Source organism: Neisseria sp. P0020.S003 (genome assembly GCF_051957095.1).
Classification (GTDB): Bacteria; Pseudomonadota; Gammaproteobacteria; order Burkholderiales; family Neisseriaceae; genus Neisseria; species Neisseria subflava.
Genome location: NZ_JBQCWU010000009.1, coordinates 19,952 through 38,877, shown reverse-complemented (window position 1 = coordinate 38,877; position 18,926 = coordinate 19,952). Strand labels below are relative to the sequence as shown.

At 48.5% G+C, this 18,926-nt stretch carries 19 protein-coding genes and 1 tRNA gene; 17 read left to right on the top strand and 3 right to left on the bottom strand.

Annotation, left to right across the window (positions count from 1 at the left end):
- Positions 1 to 3 precede the first annotated feature (3 nt).
- From ACTHTQ_RS06585 to ACTHTQ_RS06550, 8 genes are all read left to right on the top strand, one after another.
- The gene (locus ACTHTQ_RS06585; protein ID WP_440363474.1) at positions 4 to 1,608 is read left to right on the top strand and encodes a site-specific DNA-methyltransferase; all 1,605 of its coding nucleotides are present in this window, start codon (positions 4 to 6) and stop codon (positions 1,606 to 1,608) included.
- A 185-nt stretch (positions 1,609 to 1,793) separates the two neighbouring features.
- On the top strand, positions 1,794 to 4,427 hold the full coding sequence (locus ACTHTQ_RS06580) for a DEAD/DEAH box helicase family protein (protein ID WP_440363473.1): 2,634 nt from the start codon (positions 1,794 to 1,796) through the stop codon (positions 4,425 to 4,427).
- Positions 4,428 to 4,716: 289 nt separating this feature from the next.
- Entirely contained in the window at positions 4,717 to 4,953 is a 237-nt protein-coding gene (acpP, locus tag ACTHTQ_RS06575) for an acyl carrier protein (protein ID WP_003679644.1), read from the top strand.
- A gap of 162 nt (positions 4,954 to 5,115) precedes the next feature.
- Complete coding sequence (gene fabF / locus ACTHTQ_RS06570) at positions 5,116 to 6,363, top strand: beta-ketoacyl-ACP synthase II (RefSeq protein WP_440363497.1); 1,248 nt, start codon at positions 5,116 to 5,118, stop codon at positions 6,361 to 6,363.
- Between the two features lie 182 nt (positions 6,364 to 6,545).
- Entirely contained in the window at positions 6,546 to 7,238 is a 693-nt protein-coding gene (locus ACTHTQ_RS06565) for a hypothetical protein (RefSeq protein ID WP_440363472.1), read from the top strand.
- A 141-nt stretch (positions 7,239 to 7,379) separates the two neighbouring features.
- Positions 7,380 to 8,267, top strand: a complete 888-nt coding sequence (locus ACTHTQ_RS06560) for a homocysteine S-methyltransferase family protein (protein ID WP_440363471.1) — start codon at positions 7,380 to 7,382, stop codon at positions 8,265 to 8,267.
- A 98-nt stretch (positions 8,268 to 8,365) separates the two neighbouring features.
- Positions 8,366 to 9,034, top strand: coding sequence for an amino acid permease (locus tag ACTHTQ_RS06555; RefSeq protein ID WP_440363470.1), 669 nt, complete (start codon positions 8,366 to 8,368; stop codon positions 9,032 to 9,034).
- On the top strand, positions 9,000 to 9,797 hold the full coding sequence (locus tag ACTHTQ_RS06550; RefSeq protein WP_440363469.1) for an amino acid permease: 798 nt from the start codon (positions 9,000 to 9,002) through the stop codon (positions 9,795 to 9,797). Before ACTHTQ_RS06555 ends, ACTHTQ_RS06550 begins: the two co-directional genes overlap by 35 nt.
- A 66-nt stretch (positions 9,798 to 9,863) precedes the next feature.
- Here ACTHTQ_RS06550 and ACTHTQ_RS06545 read toward each other — a convergent pair whose 3' ends face one another.
- Entirely contained in the window at positions 9,864 to 10,193 is a 330-nt protein-coding gene (locus ACTHTQ_RS06545; protein WP_003679997.1) for a rhodanese-like domain-containing protein, read from the bottom strand.
- A 52-nt stretch (positions 10,194 to 10,245) separates the two neighbouring features.
- Positions 10,246 to 10,902, bottom strand: a complete 657-nt coding sequence (locus ACTHTQ_RS06540; protein WP_440363468.1) for a protein-L-isoaspartate O-methyltransferase family protein — start codon at positions 10,900 to 10,902, stop codon at positions 10,246 to 10,248.
- Positions 10,903 to 11,084: 182 nt separating this feature from the next.
- Between ACTHTQ_RS06540 and tpiA the strand changes: the two genes are divergently transcribed.
- The 5 genes from tpiA to ACTHTQ_RS06515 all read left to right on the top strand — a co-directional run bounded on the left by tpiA (position 11,085) and on the right by ACTHTQ_RS06515 (position 13,462).
- Positions 11,085 to 11,858, top strand: coding sequence for a triose-phosphate isomerase (tpiA, locus tag ACTHTQ_RS06535; protein WP_049351298.1), 774 nt, complete (start codon positions 11,085 to 11,087; stop codon positions 11,856 to 11,858).
- A 7-nt stretch (positions 11,859 to 11,865) separates the two neighbouring features.
- Complete coding sequence (secG, locus tag ACTHTQ_RS06530; protein ID WP_049328789.1) at positions 11,866 to 12,225, top strand: preprotein translocase subunit SecG; 360 nt, start codon at positions 11,866 to 11,868, stop codon at positions 12,223 to 12,225.
- Positions 12,226 to 12,240: 15 nt separating this feature from the next.
- A tRNA-Leu gene (locus tag ACTHTQ_RS06525) sits at positions 12,241 to 12,326 on the top strand.
- Positions 12,327 to 12,416: 90 nt separating this feature from the next.
- On the top strand, positions 12,417 to 12,974 hold the full coding sequence (locus tag ACTHTQ_RS06520; protein WP_063076774.1) for a UbiX family flavin prenyltransferase: 558 nt from the start codon (positions 12,417 to 12,419) through the stop codon (positions 12,972 to 12,974).
- 53 nt (positions 12,975 to 13,027) lie between these two features.
- Positions 13,028 to 13,462 carry a hypothetical protein gene (locus tag ACTHTQ_RS06515; RefSeq protein ID WP_440363467.1) on the top strand — a complete coding sequence of 145 codons (435 nt, stop codon included), beginning with the start codon at positions 13,028 to 13,030 and terminating at the stop codon, positions 13,460 to 13,462.
- 53 nt (positions 13,463 to 13,515) lie between these two features.
- On the opposite strand, the gene ppk2 is transcribed toward ACTHTQ_RS06515, so the two are convergent.
- Positions 13,516 to 14,445, bottom strand: coding sequence for a polyphosphate kinase 2 (gene ppk2 / locus ACTHTQ_RS06510; protein WP_440363466.1), 930 nt, complete (start codon positions 14,443 to 14,445; stop codon positions 13,516 to 13,518).
- Positions 14,446 to 14,612: 167 nt separating this feature from the next.
- Here ppk2 and ACTHTQ_RS06505 point away from each other — a divergent pair, with 167 nt between their 5' ends.
- The 4 genes from ACTHTQ_RS06505 to atpB all read left to right on the top strand — a co-directional run bounded on the left by ACTHTQ_RS06505 (position 14,613) and on the right by atpB (position 18,846).
- Positions 14,613 to 16,397, top strand: coding sequence for a chorismate-binding protein (locus ACTHTQ_RS06505; RefSeq protein ID WP_440363465.1), 1,785 nt, complete (start codon positions 14,613 to 14,615; stop codon positions 16,395 to 16,397).
- Between the two features lie 101 nt (positions 16,398 to 16,498).
- Positions 16,499 to 17,359, top strand: coding sequence for a ParB/RepB/Spo0J family partition protein (locus ACTHTQ_RS06500; protein WP_039863743.1), 861 nt, complete (start codon positions 16,499 to 16,501; stop codon positions 17,357 to 17,359).
- Between the two features lie 277 nt (positions 17,360 to 17,636).
- A complete protein-coding gene (locus ACTHTQ_RS06495; protein WP_440363464.1) occupies positions 17,637 to 17,990 on the top strand; it encodes an ATP synthase subunit I in 354 nt (117 codons plus the stop codon).
- Positions 17,980 to 18,846, top strand: coding sequence for a F0F1 ATP synthase subunit A (gene atpB / locus ACTHTQ_RS06490; RefSeq protein ID WP_036472483.1), 867 nt, complete (start codon positions 17,980 to 17,982; stop codon positions 18,844 to 18,846). The genes ACTHTQ_RS06495 and atpB overlap by 11 nt, the downstream gene beginning before the upstream one ends.
- The last annotated feature ends 80 nt before the right edge of the window (positions 18,847 to 18,926 follow it).

Genomic DNA, 18,926 nt, shown 5'->3' with positions numbered 1-18,926 from the left:
AACGTGTTTATCGAAGCCGAAAACCTCGAAGCACTGAAAATCCTGCAAAAATCCTACGCCGGCAGCGTGAAGATGATTTACATCGATCCGCCCTACAACACCGGCAACGATTCCTTCATCTATCCCGACAAATTCTCCGAAAGCCGCGAAGAATACGCCCGCCGCGTGGGCGATACCGACGACGCGGGCTACCTGAAGCGCGACGGCGTATTCCAAGGCGCGTGGCGCAAAAACGGCAAAGACAGCGGCCATTACCACAGCAACTGGCTCTCCATGATGCTGCCGCGCCTGCATCTGGCAAAAACCCTGCTGCGCGAAGACGGCGTGATTTTTATCTCGATAGACGATAACGAACAGGCGCAGTTGAAATTGTTGTGTGATGAAGTGTTTGGGGCGGAGAATTTTTTAGCTAATTTGATTTGGCAAAAGAAATACGCTGCAACAAATGATGCAAAGGGTTTTTCTACATTGCATGATTACATTATGGTTTATCAAAAAGGTTTTGAATTTGAGAGAAATTTATTACCGCGAACAGAAGCGCAAAATAAGCCATACAAAAATGATGATGGAGATGGAAAAGGTTTATGGAGAAGTGATAATTTGCTGGTTAAGTCGTTTTCGGCCAGTGCTGTTTATCCGATTAGAAATCCAAATACAGGAGAAGAATTTTTTCCGCCACAAGGTAGTTCTTGGAGAGCCAGTCAATCAACAATGGAAATTTGGTTAAAAGAAAATCGTATTTTTTTTGGTAAAGATGGATTAGGTGCTCCACAATTAAAACGGTATTTAAATGAAGTACAACAAGGTAGAGTGCCAACAACTTGGTGGAACTTTGAGGAAGTAGGACATAATGATGGTGCTAACAAGGAGCTGCAAAGTTTATTTAATTCCAAAGCGCCGTTCGACACCCCGAAACCAACAACTTTATTGTTACAAATGTTAAAAATTGGTTCAAATCCAAACGACCTAATCCTAGACTTCTTCTCCGGCAGCGGCACCACCGCCCATGCTGTGATGCAGCTTAACGCTGAAGACGGCGGCAGCCGCCGTTTCATCTGTGTGCAACTTCCCGAAGAAACCGACGAAAAGTCCGAAGCGCGCAAGGCGGGTTTCAACACGATTGCCGAAATTGCCAAAGAACGCATCCGCCGCGCGGGCAGGCAGATTTCAGACGGCCTTCAAGACGGATCGGAAATAGATACGGGTTTTAAAGTCTTCAAACTGGCCGAAAGTGGTTTCAAACAATGGCGGCAGCCAGCCGACACCGATGCCGAAAGCCTGCAAGGCGAATTGTTGTTGAATATCGATTCCGTGCTGTCTGAAACGCCGTCTGAAAACCTGCTCTACGAATTGATGCTGCGTATGGGTTTGAAGCTGACTTGCAAGGTTTCGTTTTCAGACGACGTATATTTCGTGGAAGACGAGGATACGGGCGGGCTGTACTCCTTCTTGCTGGAACGCGTGGATCAAGATTTGATTGAAGCGGTGCTGGCGAAGCATCCCGTCAAGGTGGCGGCATTGGACAGGCTGTTCGAGGGCGACGACGCGCTTAAAAGCAATACCGTATTGCAGATGAAGGACGCGGGCGTGATGTTCGAATGCGTGTAGTCAGCCGAAAGCGGGAAACCGGAAGTGCCGTCTGCCGTCATTCCCGCGCAGGCGGGAATCCAGAAGTTTGAAATTACAGCATCTCTCAAACGCTCTTGAAATAAAAAAGTATGGATTCCAGCCTGCGCGGGAATGACGGCAAAGAGGTAGATTTTCCGCGCGACAGCGGATAGAAGGAAATAAAAATGGAACTGAAATTTGAAGAACTGCCCTATCAGCTTGATGCGGTAAATGCCGTTGCGAACCTTTTTGCAGGGCAACCGAACCATGTCCGGACATTTGATTTGACCAGTCAGGGGACAGGGCGGTTTGTCGGAAACGGTTTGGATTTGGATTGGGAAAAGCTAGGCAGGAATTTGAATGCGGTACAAAAGCAAAACGGACAGCCTGAAACGGAAATCGGTGCGGATAGGTGGAATTTCTCTCTAGAAATGGAAACGGGTACAGGCAAAACCTATGTCTATCTGCGCACGATTTATGAATTAAACCGCCGTTACGGCTGGAAGAAGTTTGTGATTGTCGTGCCGAGCGTGCCGATACGCGAAGGCGTGTTGAAAAGCCTGGAAATTACGAAGGCGCATTTTGACTGGGTGTTCGGCAGGCCCGTGATGCGTTATGCGGAATATTCAAGCACGCGGCTGTCGGATTTACGCGCTTTTGCGGTAAACGACCACATCGAGATTTTGGTGATCAACATCCAGTCGTTTGAAAAAGATGGAAACGTTATCAATAAGGTAAACGAAAGCGGGGAAGCGCCGATTAAGTTTATTCAGGAAACGTGTCCTATCGTTATTATCGACGAGCCGCAGAATATGGAAACGGAAGGTCGTCTGAATGCCTTGGAATCGCTCAATCCGCTCTTTACCCTACGCTATTCTGCAACGCATAAAAACCCTTACCACAAGGTTTACAGTCTGAATCCCGTGCAGGCATACAATTTGAAGCTGGTAAAGCAAATCGAAGTCTTGCCGGTATTGGCGGAAAACGATGTGAACGGCGCATTTGCGGAGCTGCTGGAAGTGAAACAGGCGGCCAAAGGCAGTCTGAAAGCCGATTTGAACATTCATTATCAGGATAAGAAAGAAACCAAGAAGAAAAAGGTATCCGTCAAATATGGAGACGATTTGTTTGAAAAATCGGGCGGCAACGAAGCCTACCGCCACGGTTTCATCATTGACGGTATGGATTTCGAGAATCAGGAATTGGCGTTCTCAAGCGGTAAAACCATTACGCGCGGCGGAGACGGTGATGCGGTGCGCGATGAAATCATGAAAAACCAAATCCGCGAAACGGTAAGGGAGCATTTGGCGAAGGAGAAACGGCTGAATCCGCTGGGGATTAAGGTGTTGTCGCTGTTTTTCATCGACCGCGTGGAGAATTACCGTGCGGCAGACGGAACAGCAGGCAAGTTTGCCCTTTGGTTTGAAGAAATCTATCGAGAGCTTTCAGGCAGCACCGATACGGCGGGCGTACACGACGGCTATTTCTCGCAAGACAAGAAAGGCCGTCTGAAAAACACCGACGGTACAACGCAGGCGGACAACGATACCTACCGCCTCATTATGCGCGACAAGGAAACCCTGCTTTCCTTCGGCAGCCCGCTGCGCTTTATCTTTTCCCATTCCGCGCTGAAAGAAGGCTGGGACAACCCCAATGTATTCCAAATCTGCACGCTCAACGAAACCCGCTCGCCGCTGAAAAAGCGGCAGGAAATCGGGCGCGGGCTGCGTATAGCCGTCAATCAGGAAGGACGACGCGTGCGCGATGAAAAAGTGAACATACTGACTGTAGTGCCGAACGAAAGCTACGAATTGTTTGCCGCAAATCTGCAAAAGGAATACGAAGATGAATGCGGTATTAAATTTGCCGCCGAAAACATCAAAAACGGCAATAAGAAGAAAAAACAGCTATTCCGCAAAGATTTTCCGCTCGATCCTGAATTTCAGGCAATTTGGGAGAGGTTGAAATACAAAACGCGCTACCGCGTACGCTTCGATACGGAAAAACTCATCGAACAAGCTTCGGCGGCAGTGGCAGGCCTGCCCGAAATCCAAAAGCCGAAAATCCGCATCCGCAAGGCGCAATTGAAACAATCCCAAACCTACGGTATCGAAACAGTCGAGATTGCCAGCCGCAGCCGCGATATGGAAACCACATGGGAAATTCCCGACATACTCGGCGAAATCCAAAGAAAAACGGGGCTGACACGGCGCACGGTGTACGAAATCATCACACAATCGGGTCGTCTGAAAGATGTGGCAGGCAACCCACAACGCTTCATCGACCTTGCTGCCGAAGCGGTAAACCGCAGCCTGTACGCATTGATGACGGCAGGAATCGAGTATGAGCAAACCGGCGAAGTGTATGACCAAAAGCTGTTGGAAGACATGGAACGCGAAGGCATCGAGTTTTATGAAAACGACTTTACGTTCGAAGTCGGAAAACCGCAAAAAACCATTTGCGAAAACTACATTCCTTTGGATTCCGGCACGGAACAAGCCTTTGCCCAAAATTGCGAGGATTATGATGCGAAAAATGAAGGCGGAGTGGCGTTTTACTTCAAACTGCCCGGCTGGTTCAAAATCCCGACCCCGCTGGGCAACTACAATCCCGATTGGGCGGTGGTGAAACAGGTTCAGGACAAAGTGTATTTCGTTGCGGAAACCAAAAATACCGGCAAAGGCATTCAGGCGGGGGTAGATGCGGGCAAGCTGCGCGAAAACGAACGGCTGAAAATCGAATGCGGCAAGCAGCATTTTGCGGCATTGGACGGGCTGGAATATCGTGAGACGGATGATGTGGGCAGTTTGGAAAAATAATTGGAGGAAATATTTGAAATTGCATTAAAGCCGTTTGAGAAGCCGAAATTAGGATTTTCAGATGGCCACGATTTACGATAATCAAACTTAACTCTATGATATCAAATAAAAACAATTTCCTGCTTGTAGGTTAAAATCAGCCTATGCTAATATGCGCAACAACAGGTTTTTACTGAATAATCTGTGCTAAAATGCAGGATTAGATGGAAAACTCTATCCGAATTCGGTACAATACCGACGAATTATTTCTCTTAAACAACCTGCCGCAAGGCGAAAAGGAACGACTGACATGTCAAACATCGAACAACAAGTTAAGAAAATTGTTGCTGAACAACTGGGCGTAAACGAAGCCGAAGTGAAAAACGAATCTTCTTTCCAAGACGATTTGGGTGCTGACTCTCTGGACACCGTAGAACTGGTGATGGCTTTGGAAGAAGCTTTCGGCTGCGAAATCCCTGACGAAGACGCTGAAAAAATCACTACCGTACAATTGGCTATCGACTACATCAACGCCCACCAAGGCTAATCGGTCGCACCAAACATCCAGCCTCTGCTGCGCCATCGCAATAGAGGCTTTTACCTTATTATTAAACCCCTGAAATTTCAGACGGCATGAGTTTTTCCCGTTTTCACAAAGAAAATGAGCAAGGCTGCCGCGAAAATCCCGACAACCAACAGCGAGATTATCATGAGTCAGAGAAGAGTAGTCATCACAGGTCTTGGCCAAGTATCACCGGTCGGCAACGACGTCGCCACCGCATGGAGCAATTTGCTCGCAGGCAAAAGCGGCATCGGACGGATTACCCGCTTTGACGCATCCGACATCAACAGCCAAATCGCCGGCGAAGTGCGCGATTTCGACATCGGCCAATACATCAGCGCGAAAGAAGCACGCCGTATGGACGTGTTCATCCACTACGGTATTGCCGCCGCCCTGCAAGCCATCAATGATTCAGGCTTGGACGATTTGGAAACCCTCGACAAAGACCGCGTCGGTGTCAACATCGGCTCCGGTATCGGTGGTCTGCCGAGCATTGAAGCGACCGGCAAAGCCGTTATCGAAGGTGGTGCGCGCAAAATCAATCCTTTCTTTATCCCAGGCTCGCTGATTAACCTGATTTCCGGCCACGTAACCATTCTCAAAGGCTACCGCGGCCCGAGCTACGGCATGGTTTCTGCCTGTACGACCGGCGCACACTCCATCGGTGACTCTGCACGACTGATTAAATACGGCGACGCGGACGTGATGATTGCAGGCGGTGCCGAAGGTGCAATCAGCACTTTAGGTGTCGGCGGTTTTGCTGCCATGAAGGCACTTTCCACCCGTAACGACGACCCTGCTACCGCTTCCCGTCCGTGGGACAAAGGCCGTGACGGTTTCGTTATCGGCGAAGGCGCTGGCGTGCTGGTGTTGGAAGAATTGGAACACGCGAAAAAACGCGGTGCGAAAATTTACGCCGAAATCGTCGGCTTCGGTATGAGCTCCGATGCCTACCACATTACCGCGCCTAACGAAGAAGGCCCTGCATTGGCCGTTACCCGCGCGCTGAAAGATGCTGGCTTGAATCCTGAAGACGTAGATTACGTCAACGCACACGGTACATCGACTCCTTTGGGTGATGCCAACGAAACCAAAGCCATCAAACGCGCTTTGGGTGATCATGCGTGCAAAGTCATCGTTAACTCCACCAAATCCATGACCGGCCACTTGCTTGGCGCAGCCGGCGGTGTGGAGGCGTTGTACAGCGTGTTGGCAGTACACGAGCAAAAATCTCCACCGACCATCAATATCTTTGAACAAGACGTTGAAGCCGGTTGTGATTTGGATTACTGCGCCAACGAAGCGCGCGACGCGAAAATCGACGTTGCCATCTCCAATTCCTTCGGCTTCGGCGGTACCAACGGCACATTGGTGTTCAAACGCTTTACAGGCTGATAGAAGGTTTTAAACAAATTGAGAAGGCCGTCTGAAACTTGGTTTTCAGACAGCCTTTTTTATTTTAAAAGTTAAATATTCTTGATAATCTGTATCATTTATATAAAAATATCGACTCCTATCAATATCGCCCGGATTTTATCGGGTAATCAACCCAATTACATTTTTATCAGGAGTCTGCAATGAAAACCATCCGTATTCTGGCATTGGCCGCCGCACTGGCCGCTATACCTACATTTGCATCTGATTTCGGCCATGAACAGGCATTGACTATAGACGGCAAGCCTGCCCATTTGGCAGAAACTTCAGCCCGTATTTTGGCAAACGAAACCCTGACTGCGCCGCAACTGGTCGAAGATATCACTGATGGATTCGGTTCGAAAAAAATTCCAGGTTATAAATTGATGATTATGGGCCGCACTTATTCGGTGGCGGCAGAAACCAAACCGCCGAAAGAGGGTCAAACTCAGTGGCGGGACAATACGTTCATTCATCGCGGCGTAAAACTGTTTGTCGGTATTCCGGTCAAAAACGGCAAGATGGATTTGGCATCTGCCCGATTGATTAATATCGGCGTGGTTGACGACAACGGAGGTGCCGCACCTCATGATGAGGGTGAGAAAATCCGCCCCGTCGGCAAACAGCTGATGTCTCCCGATACCAAAGTGGAAAATGTGAAACTCAATATTGCCAAACTGACGTTGCCAAATATGAAATTGGGTGAAACCAGTGGCGGTGGTGTGAAATTGGAAGCATCGGCAACATTGGACGGTAAACCGATACAGACTAAAATCGACAGCACTTTCTCCCGCTTCTATTCCGCTAAACCAGCTGCCACACGGCCGTTTATGGCAGATGCACGGTTTGTGAAATAATCGCAAAGGCCGTCTGAAACCCAGTTTCAGACGGCCTTTTATATGCCAAAACTGCATAAGTTTAGTTCTTTATAGATTAAAGGTAAGGAGTTAAAAAAGCGTAGAATGGCGATTTTAAAAAATCATCATTGGAGGTCGATCATGACGGTAACGATTTTAGACGGTGGAATGGGGCGTGAACTGCATCGGCGCGGCGCACCGTTTCGTCAGCCGGAATGGTCTGCTTTGGCTTTGATGGAAACGCCGGAGATTGTACGCGAAACGCATTTGGACTTTCTTCGCGCAGGCGCACAAGTAGTTACGACCAACAGCTATGCGCTTGTTCCGTTTCATATCGGGCAGGAGCGCTTTGATGCTCGAGCTGCCGAATGGGCAAGGCAGGCCGGCCGTTTGGCGCGTGAAGCGGTGGAACAAAGCGGGACTACTGCAAAAGTGGCCGCAAGCCTGCCGCCGTTGTTCGGTTCTTACCGCCCTGACTTGTTTGACAAACAAGTCGCACCTGCTTTGGCGCGCCCTTTAATATCGGGTTTGATGCCGTTTGCTGATATTTGGTTGGCAGAAACCGTATCCAGCTTGGAAGAAGCGCGTTTCTGGCGCAGCAGTCTGCCTGATGATGGTAAGCCGTTTTGGGTGTCGTTTACTTTGGAAGATACGATGCCGCATGATGTACCGGTGTTGCGTTCGGGAGAAAACGTGCACGAGGCAGCGGATTTCGCGGTAGAGATAGGTGCGGCGGCAATGTTGTTCAATTGCAGTCAGCCTGAGGTGATGGCGGAAGCTTTGAAAGTGGCACATGAAGCCCAAGGCCGTCTGAAACTGGGTGTTTACGCCAATGCATTTGAACCGGTACAAGTACAGATGAACGAGGCCAACGACGGTTTGGATCCGATTCGCGCCGATGCCACGCCGGAAAATTATTTGTCTTGGGCGAGACAATGGGCGGATTTGGGCGCGGAAATTATCGGCGGGTGCTGCGGTATCGCACCTGAACATATCCGTGCGTTGGCGCAAGGATTTAAGGCCGTCTGAAAGTGGTCGCATAATATTTTGATACGGTTAGAACAGGTTAAAAAAGCCGGTAATGCCGTTGCTTCACAAACACATAATTATAAAAATCAGGAATAAACATGTCGCAAAAATCTCAAATCGGCTTGGCCGCGCTGACGGCCTTGGTTATCAGTTCCATGATTGGTTCGGGTATTTTCAGCCTGCCGCAGAATATGGCTGCCGTCGCAGGTTCGCAGGCTTTGCTGCTGGGTTGGCTGATTACCGGTGTGGGCATTATCTTTCTCGGTCTGTCATTTTCGGCCTTGTCCAAACTTAAGCCCGAATTGGATGGCGGTATTTATACGTACGCCCGCGACGGCTTCGGCGATTTGATGGGTTTTTTCTCGGCGTGGGGCTATTGGCTTTGCACTACGGTCGGTATTGTCGGCTATTTGGTGGTTGCGTTTGAAGCAGTAGGCGGATTTGTCTATACGCCGGACAACGTGATTTTCGGTAAAGGCAACACATTTGCCGCTTTTGTCGGTGAATCGGTAATTGTGTGGCTGATTTACTGGTTGGTAGTGCGCGGTATTAAAGAAGCGGCAGGAGAGAACCTGATTGCGACAGCAGTCAAAGTATTTCCGCTGATTTTATTTATCGGTATGGCAGCCTATTTCTTTCAAACCGAAGTGTTTATGTCCGATTGGACAGGGGCGAGCCTTGCTACGCCTGAAAATCCTGATGTCAGCCTGATGACGCAGGTGAAAAAACACAATGCTGATTACGCTGTGGGTGTTTACCGGTATTGAGGGTGCGGCGGTTTTGTCCAAGCATGCGCGAAGTCGTGCTGATGTCGGTCGAGCAACCATTATCGGAGTCAGCTTGACGCTGGCAATGTATGTGGCAATTACCGTCTTGGCTCAAGGCATTTTGCCTCGTGTGGATATTGCAGCAATGGCTAATCCGTCTATGGCGGGCGTGTTGGCGCACATGGTCGGCCCTTGGGGTAAAGTGCTGATTTCTTCTTGCCTGATTGTGTCTGTGCTGTCGTCTTATTTAAGCTGGACGCTGTATGCGACCGAGGTTCCGCACATGGGTGCGAGAAACGGCGCATTTCCAAAATCGTTTATCCCGTTGAATAAAAACGAAGTGCCGCAGGGTTCGTTGATGTTTACCACCTTGACCGTGCAGGTTTGCCTATTGCTGGTGTGGTTAAAAGGCGAGGATTATTCTGCCTTGCTGATGGTATCGACTTCCATGATTTTGATACCGTATCTGTTAATTGGTGCATATCTGCTCAAATTATCGCTGACACAAAAGGCTGCGGCAAAATACCGTCTTATCGGCGCGGCAGCAACGCTTTATGCGGCTTGGATTGTCTATGCGGCAGGCACGGAATATTTGCTGCTTTCAGTCTTGCTCTATTTGCCCGGCGTATTGCTGTTTCTCTATTCGCAAAAGAAACACTACGGAAGTTGTCAGTTCAACCGTATGGAAAAAGCCGTATTGGTATTGCTGTTGATTTTGGCTGTGCCGGCCGTACAGCAGTTTGTCTCTAGCTTACAAGCGTAAATAGAAAGGTTTGAAAAAGGCCGTCTGAAATCCAGTTTCAGACGGCCTTTTATTGATAAAACCGATTCAATACCGCATCATTTTGCTGTCCACCTGCATTGCCCAAGCATCAATACCGCCTTGCAGGTTGTAGAGGTTTTCAAATCCGGCATCTTCCAAATACATTGCCGTGTGCAGGCTGCGGATGCCGTGGTGGCAGTAAACGACGATGGGTAAATCGTCGTCGGGCAGCTCGTTTTGGCGCAGGGGGATGAGGTTCATCGGGATATGAATGGCAGCGGGCAGGGTGCAGATGGCGCGTTCTTCATCGGTGCGGACGTCGAGCAGATGAAATGCGCGGCCTTCGTCCTGCCATTGTTTCAATTCGGTGGGCGAGAGTTGGATGATGTCGGTCATAGGGTAGCGTATTAAAGTATGAGGCCGTCTGAACTTTCAGACGGCCTGTTGTTTAAAAATCGAAATCGCCGAACGGATTGGCCGATTTGTCTTCCAAGTGTGCTACGACGGTGTCGAACAATACCTTTTCGGAAAACTCATTGTCGTTACGCGTCAGCAAAAGCGCGCGTTGTACCGGTTTACGGCCGACGATGACCACCATACGGCCGCCGTCTTTCAGTTGCTCTTTCAGAATTTCAGGCACGCTGTCTACTGCGCCGCCTACATAAATCGCATCAAAAGGAGCGCCTTGCGATGCTTCGGTCAGGCCGTTGTTTTGCACATAATCGACGTTGGTAAAGCCCAATTCGTCCAAAACTTTTTTGGCGCGTTGCTGCTGCTGGGCATCGATGTCGTCAGTGACGACTTTGCCGGCCAGTTTGGACAGCAGGGCGGTTGCATAGCCTGAGCCTGTACCGATTTCTAAGACGGTTTCGTCTTTTTTCAATTTCAAACCTTGAGCCAGGCGGGCAACGACTTTGGGTTCCAACATCTTATGACCGTTGGTCAGCGGCAGCTCCATATCCGCATAGGCCAAACCTTGAAAAGCCTCGCCGACAAAATGTTCGCGCTCGATCTCCTCCAAAGCATCCAAAATGTCGAAGTCCAAGACATCCCACGGACGAATCTGCTGTTCAACCATATTGAAACGCGCTTTTTCAAAGTCCATATTTGTGCTCCGTTCAATTCTTAATTTTATCGAAGCATACATTATAAATCCTTGTCGGAGAGTGTGCCATCTTTCAGACGGCCCAGAGGCTCGTTAATAATTGCCAAGCGCACATATATCCACTAAACTTTGACATTACACGACGCTACAGCAAGCAACAACCAACACACGGAGCAATAAAGATGTATCACCAAATCGGAATGTGGGATCAAAAATGGGTTATCGGCAACTGGAAAATGAACGGCCGACTCCAAAACAACAATGCGCTTATGCACCGCTTCCGTGTCATGCCAACCGCAGAACGCGTGTTAATCGGCCTGGCCGCTCCGACCGTTTATCTGTTGCAACTGCACAACGCCATGCAGATTGTTTTGAACAACCGTATCTTGACCTGTGCGCAAGACGTGAGCCGTTTCCCGAATAACGGCGCGTACACCGGCGAAGTGTCCGCCGAAATGCTTGCCGACATCGGTACTGACATCGTCCTCATCGGCCACTCCGAGCGCAGCCTTTATTTCGGCGAGAAAAACGAAATCCAACGCCGCAAAATGGAAAACGTCCTCAACGTCGGCCTGATTCCATTGTTGTGTGTCGGTGAAAGCCTGGAAGAACGCGAAGCCGGCAAAGAACACGAAGTCATTACCCACCAGCTTTCCATCCTGCAAGGTTTGAACACCAAAAACATCGCCGTTGCCTACGAGCCGGTTTGGGCGATCGGTACAGGCAAAGTCGCCACTGTCGAACAAATCGCCGACATGCACGCATTTATCTACAAAGAAATCTTGTCTTTGTGCGGAAGCGATGTTAAAATCCGCGTTCTTTACGGCGGAAGTGTGAAAGCGGATAACGCGGCCGACATCTTCGCAGTACCTCATGTAGACGGCGCATTGGTTGGTGGCGCGTCATTATCATATGACTCCTTTACCGCCATCATCAACGCAGCACAAGCCTCGTAGAAAACATATGGAAGCCTTTAAAACCCTTATCTGGATCATTAATATTATTTCCGCTTTAGCCGTAATCGTGTTAGTATTGTTGCAACACGGTAAAGGCGCGGATGCCGGCGCAACGTTCGGTTCCGGCAGCGGTAGCGCGCAAGGCGTATTCGGTTCTGCCGGTAATGCCAACTTCCTCAGCCGCTCGACTGCCGTTGCTGCAACTTTTTTCTTTGCGACCTGCATGGCGATGGTGTATATTCACACCCACTCCAGTAAGCACGGTTTAGACTTCAGCGATGTGAAGCAGACCCAACAGGCTCCTAAGCCTGCAACGCCTGCACAAAACAATACAACTCCTGTTGCTCCGAATCCTCAGCAGCAGTAAGACAATTTGATTTATGCCGACATGGTGGAATTGGTAGACACGCTATCTTGAGGGGGTAGTGGCCGTAGGCTGTGCGAGTTCAAATCTCGCTGTCGGCACCACATTAGAAAATCTAACCGCTTTTTAGCGGTTATTTTTTCGTCTTGAGAATCTGCCTTTCATTTATCTTTAGGCCGAGACAGGGAAATACAATGAAGCGTTTGGTTGTCGGCATCAGCGGTGCCAGCGGTTTTCAGTATGGCGTGAAGGCTTTGCAGCTTTTGCGTGAGCATCAGGTAGAAACGCATTTGGTGGTTTCGCAAGGGGCGGAGATGACCCGCGCTTTGGAAACGGATTACACCAAAGAAGACGTTTATGCTTTGGCGGATGTCGTGCATTCCGTCCGTAATGTCGGTGCAAGTATTGCCAGCGGATCGTTTTTAACGGATGGAATGTTGATTGCGCCGTGTTCAATGAAAACCTTGGCTTCGGTTGCTCATGGATTTGCCGATAATTTGCTCAGCCGTGCGGCGGATGTAACGTTGAAAGAGCGGCGCAAACTGGTGTTGATGGTGCGTGAAGCGCCGTTAAACTTGGCGCACATTGAAAATATGCGCCGCGTGACAGAGATGGGCGGCATTGTGTTTCCTCCCGTTCCGGCTTTATATCAGAAGCCCGAATCCATCGAAGATATGATTACACACAGCGTCTCTCATGCTTTGGACTTGTTCGGCATTATTCAAAACAATGTGCCGCGCTGGCAGGGCTGATGTTTCAGACGGCCTGAGTATAATTACGTCTACTGCGAAGGAAGATAAAACCCATGCAAACAATTCCTGCCAATATAGTGAAGTTTTTGAGCAATCATCATGTCGTCAGCATTGCTGCTGTGGAAGAGGGCGAAGTTTGGGCAGCTTGCTGTTTTTATGTGTTTGATGAGGCGAATGCCCGATTGATTGTGCTGACATCTTTGAAAACGAAACATGGCGGAATGATGAGTCGGTCAGCCAAAGTAGCCGGTACCATTGCCGGTCAACCTGACAGTATCACGAAAATCAGCGGCATTCAGTTTGCGGCGACTGCCGCTTTGATTGAGGATGAAGTGGATTTGAAAGCGGCACAGTCTTTGTATTACAAAGCGCATCCTGCTGCCAGAGTGATGAAAAGCAATGTTTGGGCATTGAATTTGGACAGCGTGAAATTCACTGACAATAAATTGGTATTCGCACAAAAAACGTACTGGAATCGCGAGGATTAAGAAAAGGCCGTCTGAAAGATGAAATTTCAGACGGCCTTTGGTAATGTTACAAATTAATCGTGTCCGAGATCGACAGTTTTTTCTTTGTAACGTGTATCAGGAACCAAAACAATTTTCTCGTCCACTTTGCCGATAGCTTTCACGTCTTTGCCCGGATAGTCCAACTGATGCAGGAAGTAGCGGATACAGTTCAAACGTGCACGTTTTTTGTCGTCGGAACGGATGATGACCCAAGGCGCGTCGCCGGTGTGGGTGTGGAAGAACATGGCGTTTTTGGCTTCGGTGTAGTCGTCCCAGCGGTCGAGCGACTGGATATCCACTGGAGACAGTTTCCAGTGTTTTAGCGGGTCATCACGGCGGGAGATGAAGCGACGGAGTTGTTCTTCACGGGATACTGAGAACCAGAATTTGAACAGATGGATGCCGCTGGCAACAAGCATACGTTCCAATTCAGGGGTTTGACGCATGAAGAGCAGGTATTCGTTAGGTTCGCAGAAGCCCATTACGCGTTCTACGCCGGCACGGTTGTACCATGAACGGTCGAAGAATACCATTTCGCCTGCGGTCGGCAGGTTTTGGATGTAGCGTTGGAAATACCATTGACCGCGTTCGGTAGTGGTTGGTTTCTCCAAAGCAACCACGCGCGCGCCACGTGGGTTCAAATGTTCCATAAAGCGTTTGATGGTACCGCCTTTACCGGCTGCGTCGCGGCCTTCAAACAGGCTGACGATGCGTTGGCCGGAGTCTTTGACCCAGCTTTGCACTTTCAGCAATTCGATTTGCAGCTTTTGTTTTTCTTTTTCGTATACGGCGCGGCGCATACGTTGTTTGTAGGGGTAGTTGGCGGGAAGCGGCGCGCTGCTGGAGTCTTCGTCCGTACCGCGTCCTTCGTGTTCCAAAACAGCCTTTTCGAATACTTGCAGCTGGTCTTGTTTCTCGCCCAGTTCAACATTCTCGAACGGTTCTAATTGGTGGTCTGCCATAAAGTCTCCTTATCGATAAGTTTTAAATGATATGGTTGTGGTATGACTTGATTTTACCTCTTTATGCTGTGTTAGCCTACATAAAATTACACATAAGCGATTTTTTCCGGCTTGTTTGATAATTTTTGTAAAAACAGCGTATAATCAGCCTATTTGTATAATACATCATGCCTTATTTCGCCCTGTTCGACGATGCGTTAAGCGGTCGTGCAAAACTCTATCAAAATCATGTGGAAAGCTGCCTTTTTCATCATAACGAACTGGCGTCGTTGGATGATGTTTTGCAGGCAGGTTGGAAAAAAGGCCTGTATGCAGTGTTGTTTGCAGACTACGAATTCGGATTGCCACTGATGGATATTTCATCCGCGCGCAGTGGCAATTTGCGTTTGCACTGGTTTGCCGATTATTCTGAAATCGATGCCGAAAGCTGGCTAGACAATCATTCAGACGGCCTTGAGGCAGGTGTCTCCACTCCCCAATTCTCCGTATCTGAAGCTGATTATCTCGAGCATATCAACCAAATCCACGAAGCCATCCGCCGCGGCGATACCTATCAAATCAATTACACCGCACGCCTGCACCTGCAAACTTACGGTAATCCGATTCAACTTTACCGCCGTTTGCGCCAGCCTGTGCCGTATGCCGTTTTGTCTTGTCTGCCCGACAGGGCAGGGCAGGACGCGTGGACTTTGTGTTTTTCTCCCGAACTTTTCCTCAAAATCGATTCAGACGGCCTGATCACAACCGAGCCGATGAAAGGCACTGCGCCGATTCTTCATGACGGACAAGATGAACGCCGCGCCGTTGAATTGCAAAACGACCCGAAAAACCGCGCCGAAAATGTGATGATTGTCGATTTGTTGCGCAACGACCTCGGCAAAATCGCGCAAACGGGCAAAGTACGCGTGCCTGAACCGTTTAAAGTTTCCCGTTTCGGCAGCGTTTGGCAGATGACCAGTGCCATCGAGGCGCAGGTGCTGCCTGATGTTTCGGTTGCTGATATTCTCCGTGCAGCCTTCCCGTGCGGCAGTATTACCGGCGCGCCAAAACGCATGAGTATGCAGATTATTGAGTCTCTTGAATCCGAACCGCGCGGTTTGTACACAGGCAGCATTGGCTTTTTGCATCCGTGTGATACGGGTTTGGGATTTGAAGGCGTATTTAATGTCGTAATTCGTACCTTATCCCTGAAGCCGGTTTCAGACGGCCTTTATCAAGGTATTTATGGAGTGGGTTCGGGGATTGTGATTGATAGCGATCCTGAAGCCGAATATCGCGAGTGCGGTTGGAAGGCGCGTTTTCTCAATGAATTGCGGCCTGATTTCGGTATTTTTGAGACCATGCGTGTGGAAGATAGACAATGCCGTTTGCTTGATTTGCATTTAGGCCGTCTGAAAATTTCGGCACAAGCGCTCAACCTGCCTTGGCCTGAAAATGCAATAGAGCAAATTCAACACTATATAGATGCGTTGCCAAGTGGGTTATTTAGAGTCAAAGCCACTTTGTTTTCAGACGGCCTTGTATTGAGTCATGCGGCTGTTTCCGAATTGGATGGGCAGCAATACGTTATCTTGAGTGAACACACATTAAGCCAACGCGATTATCTACGCCGCTTCAAAACCACGCGCCGTGAAATTTTTGACCAAGCGTGGAAAACGGCAGAAGGGCAGGGCGCATTTGACAGCCTGTTTTTCAATTCAGACAGCCTTTTGTTAGAGGGTGGAAGAAGCAATGTGTTCGTCAAATATCAAGGACAATGGCTCACGCCGTCTTTGGATTTGGATATTTTGAACGGGGTAATGCGCCAAGCGGTATTGAAGCAGCCGCAACTATATTTAGGTGCAGATACGATAAGGGAAACACACATCACGCGTACCATGTTGGAAAACGCGGAAGAAATCCGCTTAAGCAACGCTTTAAGGGGCGTGTTTGCGGTTTCGCTCCGTAAATAAATGGCAATAGTCAAATCATCGTGATTCAAATTGTCGTAAAGCGGCAATATCCGATAGAATACGTCATTTCAACAATGAGGCCGTCTGAAAGGGAAAACAATATGGCAAAAGCAAAAGGTGGATTGGGACGCGGTTTGGATTCGCTGATTTCCAATGCAGTGGACAGCAGCAGTAGCGACCGCCTGACAACGGTTGCCATCGCCGATATTCAGCCCGGCCGCTATCAGGCGCGTGTGCAAATTGATGATGAAGCTTTGCAGGAACTGGCTGATTCCATTAAAGCGCAAGGCATTATCCAGCCGGTTATCGTACGTGAGCGTGGTCTGTCTCAATATGAATTGATTGCCGGCGAACGCCGTTGGCGCGCCTCCCAGTTGGCCGGTTTGACCGAAATTCCCGTCGTTATCAAAACCATCAGCGACGAAACCGCGTTGGCCATGGGTTTGATTGAAAACCTGCAACGTGAAAACCTCAATCCGATTGAAGAAGCGCAAGGTTTGAAACGCCTTGCCGATGAATTCGGCCTGACTCACGAAACCATCGCAAAAGCCGTCGGTAAAAGCCGTAGTGCCATCTCCAACAGCCTGCGCCTGTTGAGCCTGCCTGAGCCGGTTCAGGAAATGCTTTATCAACGCCGTCTGGAAATGGGTCATGCCCGTGCGTTGCTGACCTTGCATGTGGTTGACCAATTGGAGTTGGCGCAAAAAGCCGTCAAAAACGGTTGGTCGGTACGCGAAGTAGAACGTCGCAGTCAGTTGGCGCATCAAAAAGCCAAACCGGAAGCAGCCAAAACCATCAGTCCAGATATCCGCCGTATCAATGATGCCCTGACCGAGCGTTTGGGTGTCAATGCCGAAGTCAAAACCAGCAATCAGAAAAAAGGCAAAATCGTACTGCATTTTGATACGCCGGAAACATTTGAATACTTGCTGAAGCAGTTGGGTATCAATCAAGAGTTTTAACGGTTTTATAAACAGGCCGTCTGAAAAAAGTTTTTCAGACGGCCTGAATTTTTGATAAAAATACTGGTCGTACAGATGTTTACAATACAAATCAAAATCTTCTGTAAAATCTATGTAGCAACATGTAATTTGTGTTAAACTCCGTTCCTGCAAAGATTTGTTTTATATGTGTTAATCATTTATCTGTGAAAGGTTCACAAAGATTAACATATTGCTTGACGTTAACAAACTTCTTGATTATATTAATTTACCTTGCGTTTTTGGGGTGCGAAGTACAATGAATCAGATAGTCCCATTGCAAGTGATTATATTGTTAATAATTTCAGTTGTTTGTGCGTTATTTTCCGGATTGCCCGGCTTCCTCTCTGCTTTGGCGGGAGGATTTTCGTACATTTTGCCTACCTTGGTTGCAGTTTTACTTTTAAAGTTTTCCCGACGAAATCCTGATCTGCAAAGGTCGATATTTATCGGCGGAGAGGTTTTAAAAGTAGTGCTGTCGCTGGTATCTATGTCGGTCGTTTTTGCGATATGGCATCAATCGCTGGTATTTTTCCCATTTTTATTGGCGTTTCTTGGCGTCAGTCATTTGGTTTTTTTAGTATTGTTGAGAGTGAAACACTATGGCAGGTGAAACTATGACCGCTGCCGACTACATCAAGCACCACTTGCAAAGCTTGACCAGTATGTCGGATGTTACTCAGGGTCAAGGACTGAAAAACATCGCTGATTTTTCGTTCATTAACCTTGATGCAATCTTTTTTGCTGTTCTGTTAGGCGTAATCGGCAGCTTTCTTTTGTGGCGCGGTGCCAAAAAAGCAACTGCTGGCGTGCCCGGTCGTTTTCAGGCGGCTGTTGAAATTCTGTTCGAATTCGTGGATAACATGTGTAAGAGCATTATCCATAACGAACAATCGCGTAAAGCCGTTGCGCCTTTGGGTTTGACCCTGTTTGTCTGGATTTTCCTGATGAACGCCATGGATATGTTGCCGGTTGATTTGCTGCCGATGGCATGGCAAGGCATTACCGGTAATCATCATGCACTGTTGCGCGTTGTACCGACTGCTGACTTGAATACGACTTTGGCTTTGGCAATTGGCGTATTGTTGGTATGTATTTATTACAATATCAAAATCAAAGGCTTTGGCGGTTGGATTCACGAATTGTTCAGTGCGCCTTTTGGTCCGATGCTTGCTCCGGCCAACTTCTTGTTGAACTTGGTAGAGTTCTTGTCCAAAACCGTATCCCACGGTATGCGGTTGTTTGGTAATATGTATGCCGGTGAGCTGGTGTTCTTGCTGATTGCTTTGTTGGGTGGTGCATGGGCATCAACCGGCAGTATCGAAACTTTGGATCCAATTTTATTTGTGTTCCACCTGATTGCCGGTTTGGCTTGGGCGATTTTCCACATTTTGGTTATCACCTTGCAGGCATTTATTTTCATGGCGTTGGCGTTCGTATATATCGGACAAGCGCATGATGCACACTAATCAAGTAGTTTTTTCGTAGTTTGTTTTTTGTAGTTTAACCTTTACTATTTTGTTTAACCTTTACTATTTTAAGGAGTTTA

Bases quoted from the DNA above. Each gene is read 5' to 3' on its own strand.
- ACTHTQ_RS06580 (WP_440363473.1), top strand. From the start codon at position 1,794: ATGGAACTGAAATTTGAAGAACTGCCCTATCAGCTTGATGCGGTAAAT.
- acpP (WP_003679644.1), top strand. From the start codon at position 4,717: ATGTCAAACATCGAACAACAAGTTAAGAAAATTGTTGCTGAACAACTG.
- fabF (WP_440363497.1), top strand. From the start codon at position 5,116: ATGAGTCAGAGAAGAGTAGTCATCACAGGTCTTGGCCAAGTATCACCG.
- ACTHTQ_RS06565 (WP_440363472.1), top strand. From the start codon at position 6,546: ATGAAAACCATCCGTATTCTGGCATTGGCCGCCGCACTGGCCGCTATA.
- ACTHTQ_RS06560 (WP_440363471.1), top strand. From the start codon at position 7,380: ATGACGGTAACGATTTTAGACGGTGGAATGGGGCGTGAACTGCATCGG.
- ACTHTQ_RS06555 (WP_440363470.1), top strand. From the start codon at position 8,366: ATGTCGCAAAAATCTCAAATCGGCTTGGCCGCGCTGACGGCCTTGGTT.
- ACTHTQ_RS06550 (WP_440363469.1), top strand. From the start codon at position 9,000: ATGCTGATTACGCTGTGGGTGTTTACCGGTATTGAGGGTGCGGCGGTT.
- ACTHTQ_RS06545 (WP_003679997.1), bottom strand. From the start codon at position 10,193: ATGACCGACATCATCCAACTCTCGCCCACCGAATTGAAACAATGGCAG.
- ACTHTQ_RS06540 (WP_440363468.1), bottom strand. From the start codon at position 10,902: ATGGACTTTGAAAAAGCGCGTTTCAATATGGTTGAACAGCAGATTCGT.
- tpiA (WP_049351298.1), top strand. From the start codon at position 11,085: ATGTATCACCAAATCGGAATGTGGGATCAAAAATGGGTTATCGGCAAC.
- secG (WP_049328789.1), top strand. From the start codon at position 11,866: ATGGAAGCCTTTAAAACCCTTATCTGGATCATTAATATTATTTCCGCT.
- ACTHTQ_RS06520 (WP_063076774.1), top strand. From the start codon at position 12,417: ATGAAGCGTTTGGTTGTCGGCATCAGCGGTGCCAGCGGTTTTCAGTAT.
- ACTHTQ_RS06515 (WP_440363467.1), top strand. From the start codon at position 13,028: ATGCAAACAATTCCTGCCAATATAGTGAAGTTTTTGAGCAATCATCAT.
- ppk2 (WP_440363466.1), bottom strand. From the start codon at position 14,445: ATGGCAGACCACCAATTAGAACCGTTCGAGAATGTTGAACTGGGCGAG.
- ACTHTQ_RS06505 (WP_440363465.1), top strand. From the start codon at position 14,613: ATGCCTTATTTCGCCCTGTTCGACGATGCGTTAAGCGGTCGTGCAAAA.
- ACTHTQ_RS06500 (WP_039863743.1), top strand. From the start codon at position 16,499: ATGGCAAAAGCAAAAGGTGGATTGGGACGCGGTTTGGATTCGCTGATT.
- ACTHTQ_RS06495 (WP_440363464.1), top strand. From the start codon at position 17,637: ATGAATCAGATAGTCCCATTGCAAGTGATTATATTGTTAATAATTTCA.
- atpB (WP_036472483.1), top strand. From the start codon at position 17,980: ATGGCAGGTGAAACTATGACCGCTGCCGACTACATCAAGCACCACTTG.